At 66.8% G+C, this 14,643-nt stretch carries 13 protein-coding genes and 1 tRNA gene; 3 read left to right on the top strand and 11 right to left on the bottom strand.

The annotated features are described in order from the left end of the window. Positions 1-116: 116 nt before the first annotated feature. The 7 genes from ACP5E6_RS12265 to ACP5E6_RS12235 all read right to left on the bottom strand — a co-directional run bounded on the left by ACP5E6_RS12265 (position 117) and on the right by ACP5E6_RS12235 (position 9,448). Entirely contained in the window at positions 117-1,943 is a 1,827-nt protein-coding gene (locus ACP5E6_RS12265; RefSeq protein WP_427954524.1) for a DUF3483 domain-containing protein, read from the bottom strand. After that, complete coding sequence (locus ACP5E6_RS12260) at positions 1,943-3,982, bottom strand: FAD-dependent oxidoreductase (protein ID WP_427954523.1); 2,040 nt, start codon at positions 3,980-3,982, stop codon at positions 1,943-1,945. The genes ACP5E6_RS12265 and ACP5E6_RS12260 overlap by 1 nt, the downstream gene beginning before the upstream one ends. Next, positions 3,979-4,983, bottom strand: a complete 1,005-nt coding sequence (locus ACP5E6_RS12255) for a GlxA family transcriptional regulator (RefSeq protein WP_427954522.1) — start codon at positions 4,981-4,983, stop codon at positions 3,979-3,981. Before ACP5E6_RS12255 ends, ACP5E6_RS12260 begins: the two co-directional genes overlap by 4 nt. A 2-nt stretch (positions 4,984-4,985) precedes the next feature. Further along, a complete protein-coding gene (locus tag ACP5E6_RS12250) occupies positions 4,986-6,098 on the bottom strand; it encodes a 2Fe-2S iron-sulfur cluster-binding protein (RefSeq protein WP_427954521.1) in 1,113 nt (370 codons plus the stop codon). Continuing rightward, entirely contained in the window at positions 6,095-7,351 is a 1,257-nt protein-coding gene (locus ACP5E6_RS12245; protein ID WP_427954520.1) for an aromatic ring-hydroxylating oxygenase subunit alpha, read from the bottom strand. Before ACP5E6_RS12245 ends, ACP5E6_RS12250 begins: the two co-directional genes overlap by 4 nt. A gap of 146 nt (positions 7,352-7,497) precedes the next feature. After that, positions 7,498-8,253 (bottom strand): enoyl-CoA hydratase/isomerase family protein, encoded by a 756-nt coding sequence (locus ACP5E6_RS12240; RefSeq protein ID WP_427954519.1) that lies wholly within the window; start codon positions 8,251-8,253, stop codon positions 7,498-7,500. 67 nt (positions 8,254-8,320) lie between these two features. Continuing rightward, positions 8,321-9,448: an ATP-dependent 6-phosphofructokinase gene (locus ACP5E6_RS12235; RefSeq protein ID WP_427954518.1), complete on the bottom strand. Its 1,128-nt coding sequence runs from the start codon at positions 9,446-9,448 to the stop codon at positions 8,321-8,323. Positions 9,449-9,688: 240 nt separating this feature from the next. Between ACP5E6_RS12235 and ACP5E6_RS12230 the strand changes: the two genes are divergently transcribed. Next, positions 9,689-10,282, top strand: a complete 594-nt coding sequence (locus ACP5E6_RS12230; RefSeq protein ID WP_427954517.1) for a beta-class carbonic anhydrase — start codon at positions 9,689-9,691, stop codon at positions 10,280-10,282. Here the strand turns inward: ACP5E6_RS12230 and ACP5E6_RS12225 are convergent. From ACP5E6_RS12225 to merA, 3 genes are read right to left on the bottom strand one after another with little or no spacing between them, the layout of a single operon-like run. Continuing rightward, positions 10,279-10,800 carry a hypothetical protein gene (locus tag ACP5E6_RS12225; protein ID WP_427954516.1) on the bottom strand — a complete coding sequence of 174 codons (522 nt, stop codon included), beginning with the start codon at positions 10,798-10,800 and terminating at the stop codon, positions 10,279-10,281. The two genes, ACP5E6_RS12230 and ACP5E6_RS12225, sit on opposite strands and share 4 nt — an antisense overlap. Then, the gene (locus ACP5E6_RS12220; protein WP_427954515.1) at positions 10,797-11,375 is read right to left on the bottom strand and encodes a hypothetical protein; all 579 of its coding nucleotides are present in this window, start codon (positions 11,373-11,375) and stop codon (positions 10,797-10,799) included. The genes ACP5E6_RS12225 and ACP5E6_RS12220 overlap by 4 nt, the downstream gene beginning before the upstream one ends. A gap of 29 nt (positions 11,376-11,404) precedes the next feature. After that, positions 11,405-13,054 carry a mercury(II) reductase gene (gene merA / locus ACP5E6_RS12215; protein WP_427954514.1) on the bottom strand — a complete coding sequence of 550 codons (1,650 nt, stop codon included), beginning with the start codon at positions 13,052-13,054 and terminating at the stop codon, positions 11,405-11,407. Between the two features lie 128 nt (positions 13,055-13,182). On the opposite strand from merA, the gene ACP5E6_RS12210 reads away from it, so the two are divergent. Together ACP5E6_RS12210 and ACP5E6_RS12205 are read left to right on the top strand one after the other, a co-directional pair. Continuing rightward, the gene (locus tag ACP5E6_RS12210; RefSeq protein ID WP_427954513.1) at positions 13,183-13,665 is read left to right on the top strand and encodes a MerR family transcriptional regulator; all 483 of its coding nucleotides are present in this window, start codon (positions 13,183-13,185) and stop codon (positions 13,663-13,665) included. 250 nt (positions 13,666-13,915) lie between these two features. Continuing rightward, on the top strand, positions 13,916-14,443 hold the full coding sequence (locus tag ACP5E6_RS12205; RefSeq protein WP_427954512.1) for a hypothetical protein: 528 nt from the start codon (positions 13,916-13,918) through the stop codon (positions 14,441-14,443). An 80-nt stretch (positions 14,444-14,523) separates the two neighbouring features. Here the strand turns inward: ACP5E6_RS12205 and ACP5E6_RS12200 are convergent. Beyond that, positions 14,524-14,599, bottom strand: a tRNA-Asn gene (locus ACP5E6_RS12200). Between the last annotated feature and the right edge of the window lie 44 nt (positions 14,600-14,643).

Here is a 14,643-nt window from a genome sequence, read left to right as displayed (position 1 = left end):
GGTGGTCGCGGGTGCGGCTGTGGGGTCGGCGCCGGTACGGTGGGTGCGGTCGAGCCGGAGGCGGGGGGTGGTCGCGGTGGTCATGGCAGCGCGTTCGGCGCGGGGGTCGCGGCGGATCATGACATCGCCGCGTGGACGAGCTGGGCGAGGTCGCGGATCAGGGGGCGCGGGCCGATGACGCCTTCGAGCATCGCGGTGCAGCCGGGGCAGGCGACGGCGACGATGGTGGCGTTGGTGGCACGGGCCTGATCCATCCGGAGGTCGGGGATGCGGTGTTTGCCCTGGATGTCGGTGACCGGCGCGCCGCCGCCGCCGCCGCAGCAGAAGCCGTTGGTGCCGTTGCGGGCCATTTCGACCGGTTTGGTGGTCAGGCGGGCGAGGATGCGGCGGGGCGCTTCGGTCTCGCCATTGTAGCGGGCGAGGTAGCAGGGGTCGTGATAGGTGATGGTCGTGGTGGCGGGCGCGGGCAGGGTGATCGTGCCGGCGGCGAGCAGGTCGGCGATGAGTGCTGTGTGGTGGATGATGGTGTAGTGGCCACCGAAGGCGGGGTATTCCTGGCGCAGCACGTGCAGGGCGTGGGGGTCGGCGGTGACGATGCGCTGGAAGCTGATGTCGTTCAGTTGCGGGATATTGGCCTGGGCGAGGCGGGCGAAGCCGGCTTCGTCGCCGAGGCGGCGGGCGAGGTCGCCGCAGTCGCGCTCGGCGGGGCCCAGGATGGCGAAATCGAGGTCGGCGGCGCGCAGGATGGCGATCAGGGCGCGCAGGGTTTCACCGTAGCGGCGGTCGAACGCGCCGTCGCCCAGCCAGAGCAGGGTGTCGACCGATTCGCCCGGTGCGATGGTCCGGATGTTCAGCCCGGCGAGGACATCGAGCCGCTGGTCGGGCGCGCGGCCGGTGGTGTTGTCGGTGTAGCGGAGGGCGGCGAGGCTGGCATCGGCTTTGCCGGGGGCGGCGCCGTGCTCGAGGGTGAGGTGGCGGCGGAGGTCGATGATGGCGTCGACATGTTCGATCATCATCGGGCAGGCGGCGACGCAGGCGCGGCAGGTGGTGCAGGACCAGAGCGTTTCGGGATGCAGCGTGCCGAGGATCGGGCCGCGCATGGTGATCCCGGGGTGGGGGCTGCCGGTGTAGGTTGGTTGGTGGTGGCTGGCGGCGCAGAGATCCTGGATCAGGGCTTTGGGATTGAGCGGCTGGCCGGCCGCAAAGGCGGGGCAGGCGGCTTCGCAGCGGCCGCACTGGATGCAGGCATCGAAGCCGAGCAGGCGGTTCCAGGCGAAATCCTCGATGGTGGCGATGCCGAGACGGGGGGCGGTGAGGTCGATCGGGGCGAGCGCGCTGGCGGGGGCGCCGGAGAAACGATCCGGCCGTGGGTGGGCGGCGAGGTGCAAGGCGCCGGCGATGGCGTGGCGCATCGGGCCGGTGGTGAGTCCGGCGATCAGGTTGATGCCGCCGAACGCGGCGAGGAACAGGCCGATCCAGCCGATCAAGCCGCCGAACAGGGCGGTGAGCAGGCAGCCGGTGGCGTAGGCGGCGAGGTGGAGCGGCAAAGTGAGGAACGCACCGCCGGACAAAGTGGGCGGGCGGATCGGGGTGCGGCGGCGGCGGACCAGCGCGGCACCGGCGAGGGCGACGGCGAAGGCGAGGGCGACCAGCAGCCAGTAGAGCGATGAGGATCGCAGCCAGGGGATCGCGCCGAGCAGGAGCAGGGCGGTGCCGGCCAGCAGACCGCCGGCGATGGCCTGGTGCATTCGCGCGGCTGCGGGGTTGCGGCCGACGATGGCGTGGACATCGACGAGGTAGCGGCGGGGCAGGGCGAGCAGGCCGGTGCGCCAGTCGACCGGGGCGGGGGCGCCGCGCCGCCAGATGGTGGCGAGGCGGGCGGTCTGGATCGCGAGGCCGGCGAGCATCAGCCAGGACAGCAGCACCAGGGCGCTGCCTTCCATCAGAGGTCCTTGCACAGGCGCAGCGCGTCGTAGATCGCGGCGTGGATGTTGCGGCCGGCGGCGGCGTCGCCGATGCGGTAGAGGCGGTAGCCGGGAGCGCTGGCCTCGGGTTGGGGCTGGCCGGCGATCAGGGCGGCGATGTCGGTGATGCCGCGATTGGCAGCACCGTCCTTGAGGTCGGTGTAGAGATGATCGACCGGCAGCGTGCCGAAATCGACCGCGACGTGGTCGATCACGCGTTCTTCCTCCGACAAATCCATGGTGTTGCGCAGCACGGCGATCAGGCGGTTGTCTTCGCGGCGGATTTCGAGAAGGTCGAGATTGGGGCTGATGATGACGCCGAGTTTGTATAGGTTGCGCAGATGCACCGGCTGGTTGGTGGTGCCGACTTCTTCCGCCGCCATCCGGTCCGGGGTCGCGAGTTCGACAAGCGCGCCGCGAGTGGCGAGCAGCTCGGCGCAGGAGGCGGCGTTGTGCTGGCCCATGTTGTCGTAGAGCAGGACCGAGCCCGATAGTTCCATGCCCTGACGCATTATGTCGGTGGTGGTGACGACGAGATCGGCGCCGGGGATGAAGCCTTGGTTGGGCGCGCCGCCGGTTGCGATGATCACGATGTCCGGGCGTTCGGCGAGGATCGCGGCGGGGTCGGCGGCGGTGGCGAGGCGGATGTCGACGCCGGATTTGCGGATCTGTGCTGCGAGCCAGCGGGGGATGCCGGAGAGCGCCTCGCGCCAGCCGGCTTTGGCGGCGATGTTGATCGCACCACCGAGGCTGGGTTCGCGTTCGAACAGGACCACGTGATGGCCGCGCGCGGCGCAGACCCGGGCGGCTTCGAGCCCGGCGGGGCCGCCGCCGACGATGACGACGCGCCTTGGCGTTGCGGCGCGGGGGATCTCGTGCGGCATGGTGGCTTCGCGGCCGGTGGCGGCGTTCTGGATGCAGAGCGCGTCGGCGCCGGTATAGATCCGGTCGATGCAGTAACCCGCACCGACGCATTGGCGGATGTCGTCGGCGCGGCCTTCGAGCAGTTTGCGGCCGATATGCGGGTCCGCGATATGGGCGCGGGTCATCGCCACCATATCGACATGGCCTTCGGCGACGGCGCGGGCGGCGGTCGCGAAATCGGTGATGCGCTGGGCGTGGAAGACCGGGATTTCGACCTCGCGGCGGATCGCGCTGGCGAGGTGGAGGAACGGGGCGACCGGGAAGGCCATGTTGGGCAGCGAGACCGCGTGGGCGAGGTGATCCCGCGCCTGACCGCCCATGACGTTGACGAAATCGACCAGGCCGCGCTCGACATGGGCGGCGGCGATTTCGATGCAGTCGTCGGCACTCAGCCCTTCATCGAACAATTCATCGCCGGACATGCGCATGCCGATGACGAAATCATCGCCGGCGGCGCGGCGCATCGCGGCGAGGATTTCAAAGCCGAAGCGCAGCCGGTTGAGCAGGGCGCCACCGTAACCATCGGTGCGGTGATTGACCGAGGGGGACCAGAACTGGTCGACCAGATGGCCGTGGGCGGCGGAGATTTCACAGCCATCCAGCCCGCCGTCACGCGCGCGGCGGGCGGCGGCGGCGAAATCGGCCACGACGCGGTCGATATCGTCCTGGTTCATCTCGCGCGGGATCGAGCGGCTGGCGGGTTCGCGGCGGGGCGAGGCGGAAATGGTGGGCAGCCAGTGTTCGGTATCCCAGCGGGTGCGGCGGCCCATATGGGTGAGCTGGATCATCAGCGCGGCGCCGTGCTGGTGCACGCGGTCGGCGAATTGGCGGAAATAGGGGATCACGCTGTCATCGGCGACCGAGATCTGGTTCCAGGGGGCGGCGGGACTGTCGGGCGAGACCGAGGAGGAGCCGCCGAACATGGTCAGGCCGATGCCGCCCTTGGCCTTTTCGGCGTGGTAGAGCTGGTAGCGCTCCTGCGGTTTGCCGTCCCGCCCGTAGCCGGGAGCGTGGCTGGTGCTCATCAGCCGGTTGCGGATGGTCAGCCGGCGGAGGGTGAGCGGGCGGAACAGCGCTTCGGTGGTGGCGCTCATGCGAGCGAGGCCGTGCGGGGGGCGACGGCGGCGATCGCGCGGAGCTGGCGTTCGGCGCGGGGCGAGTAGCCGAAATGGGCGCGGTAGGCGCTGGCGAAATAGGCGCTGGAGCCGAAGCCGCAGGCCATGGCCACCGCGGTCACCGGCAGGTCGCGCGCCTGGAGCATGGACTGCGCGCGGTGCAGGCGGAGGGATTTGATGAAACCGGCGGGGGTTTCGTTCAGATGCGCACGGAACAGGCGCTGGAGCTGGCGGAGCGAGAGGCCGAGTTCGGCGGCGATGGCGGTAGGCAGGGCCGGTTCGTCGAGCCGGGATTCGATCATGGTCATGGCACGGGCGAGCACCGGCTGGTCGGGGGTGACGCGGTCGCCCGCCGCGATCGGCTGGCGTTCGCCGCTCGGCCTGATCCGGTCGAGGATGAAGGTGACCGCGACGTGTTCGGCGATGACGCGGCCGAGTTTGGCTTCGATCAGGTGGAGCATCATGTCGAGCGGGCCGATGCCGCCGGTGCAGGTGAGGCGGTTGCGGTCGAGCACGAAGAGCTCGTTGACCAGTTCGATCGCGGGGAAGGCTTCGCGCATCGCGGCGGCATCCTCCCAATGAACGGCGCAGCGATAGCCATCGAGCAGCCCGGCTTCGGCGAGGGCGAAGGTGCCGGTGCAGAGCGCGCCGAGGGCAACACCTTCGCGGGCGAGGCGGCGCAGGGCGGCGAGATGGGGTTGGCCGACGACGCTGCGGACATCGACGCCGCCGCAGACGAATACCAGATCGGGCAGCGGATCGGGCGGCGTGGCGCGGCCGAGCTTGCGGGTCGGGCTGATCGCCATGCCGTTGCTGGCGGGGACCGGGGTGTCGTTCAGGGCGTGGATGGTCCAGCTGTAGATCGGCCGGCCGGCGCAGCGGTTGGCCATGCGGAGCGCCTCGATCGCGCTGGCGACCGCGATCATGGAATAATCCGGCAAGGTGAGGAAACCGAAATGGGCGAGGCGGGCGATGTTCATGCTCAGCGCTCGATCACGAGGTCGGACAGGGGGCGCGCGCAGCAGATCAGGATCATGCCCTGGTCGATCTCGCGCTGGCGGATGCCGCCCTGGTGCTGCATGTCGACGTGACCGGAGAGGAGTTTGCTCTTGCAGGTGCCGCACATGCCTTTGGTGCAGGACGAGGGCAGGCGCATGCCGGCGGCGCGGGCGGCGGCGAGGATGAACTGGTCGGCGGCGATGTCGATGCTGCGGGCGGATTTGGTGAAGTTTACCGCGAAGCTGGTGGTGATGTTGTTTGGGCTGGCCTGGGTTTCCGGCGCGGCGTCGTTCAGGGTGGCAAAATCGAAGCTTTCCTCGTGGTAGTTCACCCGATCGACGCCGAGCGTGGGCAGAGCGGCGCGGATGGCGGCCATGAACGGGGCGGGGCCACAGTTGAAGATCGTGCGGGTCGCGAGGTCGGGGACCAGGAGTTTGAGCATGGTGGCGTCGACGCGGCCGCGTGGGCCGCCCCAGCGCGTGCCGGGGGAATCGGCTTCGCAGACCGCGATGATGCGGAGGTTGGGCATGGTGCGCGCCATCAGGGCAAGCTCGTCGCGGAAGATGATATCGTCCGGCGTGCGGGCGAAATGGAGGAAGACGATGTCGGTCTCCGGTGCGAGATCGTAATGGGCGCGGGTCATCGACATCAGCGGGGTAATGCCGGAGCCGCCGGAGATGAAGAGGTGGGGGTCGGTGCGGGTCGGGCTCGCTGCGAAAGTGAAATCGCCCATCGGGCCGAGGGCGCGCAGGCTCATGCCGGGGCGGAGATGATCGTGCAGCCAGGGCGAGACGATGCCGCCGCGCTGGCGTTTCACCGTGATGGTCAGCCGGTCCGGACGGGTCGGCGATGAGGCGATGGTGTAGCAGCGCTGGACGATGCCGCGCTCGGTCGGGATGTCGAAGGTGAGGAACTGGCCGGGGAGGTAATGGAACCGGCTCGCGCTTCGCGGGGCGAAGGTGAAGCTGCGGACATCGGCGGTTTCGTCGTGAAGTGCGACGCAGAGCAATTCATCGTCGGTTTCGGCGGACCAGGGGGCGAGACCGTCGCGCGCGGCAATGCACTGGGCGGCGGCGGTGCCGGGGGCTGCGCTCATGCGAGGCCGGCTTCCATCCGCTTGATGTACCAGTTCACGAATTGCTCGACCTGGCCTTCGGTCTGCGGTGAATAGGGGCCTGGGGTGTAGAAGCTGCTTGCAGCACCCCGCTGGGCGAGGCCGACCAGATTACCGTCCTGGATGTTGGTTTCGCGCCAGACCCGGATGAGGTTTTCGAGGTCGTAATCGACCCCTTCGATCGCGTCGCGATGGACCAGCCATTTGGTGCGCAGCAAGGTGCGATCCGGGCCGAGCGGGAAGACCGCAAAGCTGACGATATGATCGCTCATGAAATGATGCCAGGAATTCGGCTGGGTGTGGAACGAGAGATCGCCGAGGCGTTTGTCCGTGGCCCGGCCGAGGAGTTTTCGGCTGGCGATTTTGGTATCCAGCGTCTGGGATTCGCCGTCGCGATCCATCGGCATGCGGCCGATGCGGTAGCCGGAGATCATGTCGTCGAGATGGCCGATTTCGGTCGAGGGGAAACCGGCGCGATCCCAGGCGGCGCAGGAGCGTTCGACCATCTGATCATAATTCTGGCGCTGAGCGACGCGGACGGGGTCGGACTCATCGGTCTCGAAGCCGAACCCGTATTCGAAGATCGAGGTGGTGAGTTCGGGGTGGTTGAGGGCGCAATGGTAGCACTCGCGATTATTCTCCATCGTGAGCTTCCAGTTGCCCTCCTCGATCAGATCGATCTGATGGGCAATTTTGCAGTTCGCGATCTCGTGGGGCGCGATATAGGGGGCGGTGATCCGCGCCATCTCGTCGAAATCGGCGGGCGGGTTCTCGGCAAGGCAGACGAATAACAGGCCCGCAAGGGAGCGGATGTGGATTTTGCGCAGGCCGTGGCACGCAGGATCGAAATCATCGCCCATGTGATCGGCGTGGAGCAACGCGCCATCGAGCCCGTAGGTCCAGGCGTGATAAGGGCACACAAGGCGACCGACCGTGGCGGTTTCGGTCGAGACGAGGCGGGCGGCACGGTGGCGGCAGATATTATGCATCGCATGGATCGCACCATCGTCGTCCCGTGTGATCAAAATCGCCGCGTCGCCGATATTCACCGTCATGACGTCGCCCGGTTCGGCAATGTCGGGCTCGACGCCGACGAAAATCCAGTGGCGGAAAAAGATCAGATCGAGATCGGCGCGGAAGATCGCGGGATCGGTGTAGAACGGCGCTTCCAGCATATGAAAGGGACGACGGCGGGCGACGAGATTTCGAATTGAACCAGACAAATCACCCGACATCCTGATTACTCCTAAAAAATCCCGGCGCAAGACGATACTGCCGTGTCGCCCCCATCCCGTCTTTAGATTTCACGACATCATCGGCGTACCGTTGCGACATTGCCCCCGCCGATGGATGCGATCCACTGCCCCGCCGCCGCGCGATGTCATGAACGCGCGCGGCCGAGCGCGGCGAGGGCATCGCGGAATTCCGGGCTTTTATGCGCGGCCTCGAGGCTGGCGGCGAAGCGGGACGGGTCGAAATGGTGAGTTGCCAACGCCTCGATTGCGGCTTTCATGCCTTTCACGGCGGGGGCGGCGTTGGTGACGAGGCGGCTTGCCAGCGCATCGACCGTGGCATCGAGAGCGGCGGGGGGGACCAGATGGGTGAGAAAGCCCAGTCGCAGGAGGGAGGCCGCGTCGAGCGGTTCGGCGAGGATGAAGATCAGCCGCGTTGCGTCCGGCCCCAGGCGCTGGACGGCGCGGGCAAGGCCGGAGCGGTAGTAGTGCAGGCCGAGGCGGGCGGCCGGCATCAGGACGGAAATAGCCGCCGTGCCGACCCGGAAATCGCAGGCGAGGGCGAGATCGACCGCGCCGCCATACACATTGCCGTGCAACCGCGCGATCGTGGGCTGCGGCAGCGCCGCCAGGGCCGATGCGACGGCACCGATCCCGCCGGGACCATCCTCGGCGTCGCCGATGTCGCCGCCGGCCAGGGCATCGAGGTCGAAGCCGGCGGAGAAGACCGGACCGATCGCCTCGATGATCAGAACGCGGATGTCGGGATCGGCGGCGACGGTGGCGAGATGGGCGCGCAGGGTCGTGATGTCGTCGATACCCAGGCGGTTGCGCCGCGCCGGGCGCGACAGACAGAGACGGGCGACCGGGCCGGCGGTCGATAATCGCGGCGGAAGATCAGTCATGCCATGAGGATGCGGCATCCCGGCTCGACACGCAATTTCACCCTGCGCCGGGGTTGAAGCCGCCCGCTCAGATGTCGCCGAAGGAAATACCAAGGCCGCGGGCGGTGCGGATCAGGACACCCTCGCGGTCCACCCGGCTCGGCGCCTGTACCGCCTCGGAGAGCGGCACGTCGATGACGCGCCGGTTTTGCCACGCGACCATTCGATCAAAGCGACCCTCCGCGACCAGATCGACAGCGCGGACGCCGAAGGCCGAGGCGATCAGCCGGTCGTTCCAGGTCGGCTGGCCACCGCGCTGCACATGGCCGAGCACGGTGACCCTTGTTTCCGCGCCGGTGAGGTCGGCGATCACGGTTCCAAGGATATGGCCGATGCCGCCATAGGTCGTGGCACCGCCGGTCTGGCGCTGCCACACACTTTGCCCGGTGAGGTTGGGCACCGCCTCCGCGACGACGACGAGGGCGAAATTTCTGCCACGGTTGCGGAGCCGGCCGATATGGGCGGCCACCTTGTCCATCTCGTAGGGGATCTCGGGAATCAGGATCACGTCGGCACCGCCGGCAATACCGGCGGCAAGGGCGATATGCCCGGCGTCGCGCCCCATCACCTCCAGGATCATCACGCGGTCGTGGCTTGCCGCGGTCGGTTGCAGCCGGTCGAGCGCTTCGGTCGCGACCATCACCGCGGTATCATATCCGACCGAGGTTTCGGTCACCCCGATGTCGTTATCGATCGTTTTCGGAATCCCGACGAAATTGAGGCCGCCTTGCTGGGCGAGTCGCCGCAGGATGGCGTGGCTGCCATCACCGCCGATGCCGATCAGCGCGTCGATCCCCAGCTCGTGGATGGCCGCGATCACCTCGGCTGAGCGGTCGAGCCGGGTTCCGTCGGGCATCGGAAACGCGAACGGGTTGCCTTTGTTCGTCGTTCCCAGAATCGTGCCGGCCGAGCGCAGATTGCCGGCTCCCGAAACCCGCAGATCAAGCTCCTCGAACTCGATGGGCCGACGCAGCAGCCCCATGGTGCCCTGATGGATGCCAAAAACCCGCCAGCCATACCCTTCGATCGCGCGGGTCACGACGGCGCGGATCACCGCGTTGAGGCCGGCACAGTCACCGCCGCTGGTCAGGAGGCCGATGATCCTCGGCGATGATTTCGGACCCTGTGCGGTTTGCTCGCCGATCGTTTCGATCATGGTCGTTCTCCCTTGTTGATCGGTACGGCACCTGACCGTCTGACGTCTCGGCCATGCCGGACCCTTTCTCCGGCTACAAGTCGGACACCTGGATGACAAGGACCTTGTCATCCAGGCGATCCGCGCGCCGGTTCGGCGCCCCTCGAAAATTCAGTCGCAACGCCGCTCGATCGGGTCTAGACAAAGTGTTGCCGCCCCGGAACGGGTCGGCTTCAACCAAAAATCGCGAGGGAATGCCGCATGAGCAAGATCAGAGATGAGATTTTATCGGTCAATGCGAAATACGCCGAGGAGTTCGGCGAGAAGGGCAGGCTCCCGATGCCGCCCGGCCGGCATTTCGCGATTCTGACCTGCATGGATGCGCGGCTCGACCCGGCGAAATATGCCGGGCTGGCCGAGGGCGACGCTCATGTGATCCGCAACGCTGGTGGCCGCGCCAGCGACGATGCGATCCGGTCCCTGGTCATTTCCTACAAGCTGCTCGGCACGCGCGAGTGGTTTGTCATTCATCACACCGATTGCGGGATGGAGACGTTTACGGACGAGGTGATGCGCAAACTGCTCCGCAGCAGCCTGAAATGTGCCGCGATCGATGCTGGCGGATGGCATGATGCGGGCGGCGGCGGCGGGTCGGCCGAGGGGGAGATGATCAGCTGGTTGACCATTTCGGATCAATCGCAGAGCGTCCTTGAGGATGTGCAGCGCATTCGCCGTCACCCGCTGGTGCCGCGCGACATTCCCATTCATGGCTATATCTACGATGTGCATACCGGCAGATTGATCGACGTGCCGCAAGCCACGGCGGCGGGCCGCGCCGAGCCGCACGCCGCCTAACAGGCGCACTGCAGGGCGCGGCGGGCGTTGCCGTAGAGCCCCCAGACCATCAGCGCGATGGCGAGGCCGTAGAGCCACATCTCGTGGGTGGCCACGAAACCCTGGATCGGCAGGCCCAGGGCTCCGGCGGCCGGCAGCACCGAAGCGATGGCGGCGATCGCCAGGGGCAGCACCGGCGAACAGCACAGTAGCGTCGGCAGCACGGCAATCGCGGCGCCCAGCATGGATGTGCCGGACGCCGCGCTGGCGCCCTGCCTCAACCCGTAGATCCCGAGCGCCACGGTCAGGCCGAGCAGCGCCGCCATGATCAGGGCCAGCACCGCTTCGCCGGGGGTCAGGAATTGCAGCGAAACGAGGCCGATCGCGCCACCCGTATCCGTGGCGGGCAGGACGAGGAGATAGACGATCAGCCCGATCAGGAACGTCGCCACGCCCCAGAGCCGCGCGCGCCGGTCCGACAAGGCCATGCGGATCGCAATCGGCATCTGCACAATGTTCTGCATCGTCGCGGTCATCATGATGAAGGGTCCGCGGCGATGAATGCCTTGATCTTGCCGAACGTCGCCGAGGGGGTCGAGGAGACCGTCGTGATCTTTCGCTCTTTGCTGATCAGGTCATAGACATCGACGTAATGATGCGGGTTGTAGAGCGCATAGAGGGCCTTGGAGTCGTCACCGAAGATGAAATGCGGGTCGCCGATCAGGCTCGGTGCCGCCTGCGTGGCGAATTTTGTGATACCGATGCCAGGATAGCCGCCGTTTTCGTAATCGCGCAGGACAATGACCCGGATGCCGGACCGGTCGATCATCGCCTTGTTCTCAGCCAAAACGCGCAACCCGGCGCGGCAGCTGCCGCACCAGGTCGCCACCTGCCAGAGCATGATGGGATGCCCCTTGTAGGCGGCGAGGGACATGGTTTTGCCGTGGCTGATGAACGATGCGGCGGGAGCCGGCGGATTGCCGGGGTTTGGCGCGTCCTTCGGTCCCATCACGCCGGATGGCGCGGCACATGCCACGGCCGGAAGTGCGATCAGGCCCGCCAGAAGGGCAAGCCGGCGCGCGATTGTCGAGGCGGCAATCGGATGTCCGTTCATGGGGAAACTCCTTTCGATGGTTACGAAATTCAACCGGCACAGCAAGAGAGTTGCGAGACGTCCCTGGTGAAGGTCTGGGCCGTGAGTTTGAGCCCTTCGGTCATCACCAGATAGGGAAACAGCATGTTGCCAAGTTCCTGCACGGTCATGCGATATTTAATCGCGATCGCCGCCGTCTGGATCATCTCGCCGGCGTTGTGAGCGAGGATCTGCGCACCGATCAGGCGTTGCGATTCCGCTTCGGCGACCAGTTTGACGAAACCCGTCGTGTCGAAATTGGCAAGGGCGCGGGGGATGTTCTCGAGATCGAGGCGACGGGTGATGGGTTCGAGACCCGCCGCCCGCGCCTGCGCCTCGTCGAGGCCGACGGTCGCGACCGCGGGGTCGGTGAAGACCACCGCCGGAACGATGGAGAGATCGAGTGCCGCGTCACCGCCGGTCATGTTGATCGCGGCGCGCGTGCCGGCCGCCGCCGCGACATAGACGAGTTGCGGCATCGTGCTGCAATCACCCGCCGCGTAGATGCGGGGGGCCGAGGTGCGCAGATGATCATCGACCACGATGGCGCCGGCGGGGTCTGTCGTTACCCCGGCGGCTTCGAGCCCGAGTTGATCGGTGTTCGGTCGCCGCCCGGTGGCGATCAGAACGCGCGCGGCCTCGATCGTGGCGCCGGCGCGGGTACCGCCCCTGAGCGTCACGTGGAATCGATCGTCCCGATAGGTCGCCATCTGTGCTTCGGTTCCGGTCAGAACCGTGATCCCCTCCGCCTCAAGGGCCGCTTGCAGCCCGGCGCCAAGATCCGGATCGTCGCGGGTGAGCAATGTGGCGCGCGCGAGGATCGTGACCGCGGCGCCGAGCCGGTGATAGGCCTGGGCGAGTTCGAGCGCCACGAAGGATGAACCGATCACGATCAGGCTCGCCGGCATCTCGGCGGTGAACAGCGCCTCGGTCGAGGTCCAGAACGGTGTGCCCGCGAATCCGGGAATCGGCGGGATGGCAGGCGCCGCACCGGTGGCGATCAGAATGCGGTCGGGCGTGAGCCGGGTGATGATCCCCGCATCATCGGTTACCGTCAATGTCTTCGCGTCGTGGAATCGCGCGGTTCCGCGCAGCAGCGTGATCCCCGGATTACCCGCGATGATGCTCTCGTATTTTGCCCCCCGCAGCGCATCGACCCGGCCGCTCAGCTGGGCGAGCAGAGGCGCGCGATCGACCGGCAGGTCCGCCCGCCCGATGCCGGCGAACGGATGATGGGCCTGGTCGTGCCTGATCTCTGCCGCGCGCAGCAGGATTTTCGAGGGGACGCACCCGACATTGACGCAGGTGCCGCCGATGAGCGGGGCGCGTTCGATCAACGTGACCCGCGCCCCGGCTTCGACCGCGCGGATCGCCGCGGCAAAAGCAGCCCCGCCGCTGCCGATGATCGCGACATGCAGCCCGGCGCCATCCGATCCCAAATCCTCCGCCCCTCCCAGGGGTTCGAGGCCGTAGCCGCGCGCGGCGACCGCTGATCTGAGCGTTTCGAGGTCGATTGTGGCCTCACTGCGAATTTCGGCAATCCCCGCATCGTAGGAGACCCGTGCATCGACCCCTGCCAGCCGGTTCAACGCGGTCTCGGCGGTTCGCGCGCAATGCGTGCAGGTCATCCCGGTGACGCGCAGCGATACCATGTCCATCATGCAGCCCTTCCATCCATTCAGGGATCGCAACGCCGTCGCCGCCTGGTTTGCCGGCGCGAGTGGCATTGGACGTCCCAACGGATCGCTTTATGGATGCTGGAGTCACTCCAGGAGCAACAGGTGTTTCGATGATTTCGGAAAAAAATCGTGCCCGGCGCGGATCATCGGGCGGATCATCGGGCGGATCGGCCGATCCGGCGCTGCCGATCGGCGCGGTGGCGCGGCGCAGCGGATGCAGTATCGAAACCATCCGATTTTACGAAAAATCCGGTGTGCTGCCCCGAGCGCTGCGCACCGAAGGCGGCCGCCGGGTCTATGACCGCAGCGATGTCGCGCGGATTACCTTCATCCGCCGGGCGCGGGAGCTTGGTTTTTCGCTCGATGCGGTGCGCGACCTGCTCGCGCTTGCCGACGGCCGTCGTGACGCCTGCGAGCAGGTGCAGTCGCTGGCACAGCATCATCTCGAGGAAATCATCGGCAAGATCAATGACTTGACGAGGATGCAGACCGTCCTCGGCGCCCTGATCACGCGGTGCGCGCAAGGCGACGACACCGCCTGTCCGCTGATCGCCGCGCTGTCGGATGATCGCGGATACCGGACCGCTGCCTGACCCGCGGTAGCCCGGCCCGTGCGGGCGATACCGGTTGACGCCGGGTTCGCCCCGCACCGACATGGGATGCAAATAATGATCCGTCGATGATTTTGTAATGATTCAGTGTGATGCGGGTCACAGACCGCGGTGCGCAACGGGCCTATGGAGCGCCGTTGTCACTTTGATTTTCCGGTAAAGGTTAACCATTTGGAGACCAATAGGGCCGCACTGTTCGAAGGGCCCATCAACAAGGCGAGGATCGTTGCAGATGGAATCTGACCCTATCGGTCACAACGTCGTTCGGTTTCCGATAGAGCGCCGGCGTCTTGATCTGGCGACGCTGCTGTCGATCGAGCCTGACGTTCTGGTCGCCGATGCCCTTTCGGAGCGGTATGATCTTGAGTTTCTGCCGTTCGACTCGATCGAATCCGGTGAGATCGAGGCACGGGCGCGGATCGCCACGTTCGATCGCGCCAACCCGATCGCGTTCGAACGATCGATCCGCCGGATGAACGATCAGGCGATCGCGCTGGCCATCGGCCTGTGCCGTCAGGCCCGCGAGGCCGACATCAGGGCAGCGGCGGCGCGGCGGCAGGCCGACCATGCCAGAACCGCCATCCCCGCCGCCTGTGAGGGTCTGGATCGTCTGGCGGCAGCAGCTGAACGCATGGCGGCCATGCTTACCCTGTCGGCAATCGCGGCATCGCACCGTGCCCGGGGGATCGATGCGGTCGTGTGTTGGGCGATGAGAGGGGATCAAGTCGCGACAAACCGCACGGTCGCCCATTTCGGGTGATGTTCCAGCGCCATCGAGCGCGGTAGCCTCGTTGGACTATTGACGGCGCTTGCGGATCGCCAGCGACAGCAGGGCCGGTCTGGCTCCCGGAGCAGGACTCGAACCTGCGACAAAGCGGTTAACAGCCGCTTGCTCTACCAACTGAGCTATCCGGGAACCGTGCCGGGGTCTTAGCCAAGCTGACGGAGCTTGGCAACAGG

The organism is Acidiphilium sp. (assembly GCF_049977125.1).
In the GTDB taxonomy this organism is placed as follows: Bacteria; Pseudomonadota; Alphaproteobacteria; order Acetobacterales; family Acetobacteraceae; genus Acidiphilium.
Note: the sequence above shows the minus strand (reverse complement) of the source record. Positions and strands in the feature narration are given on the sequence as shown.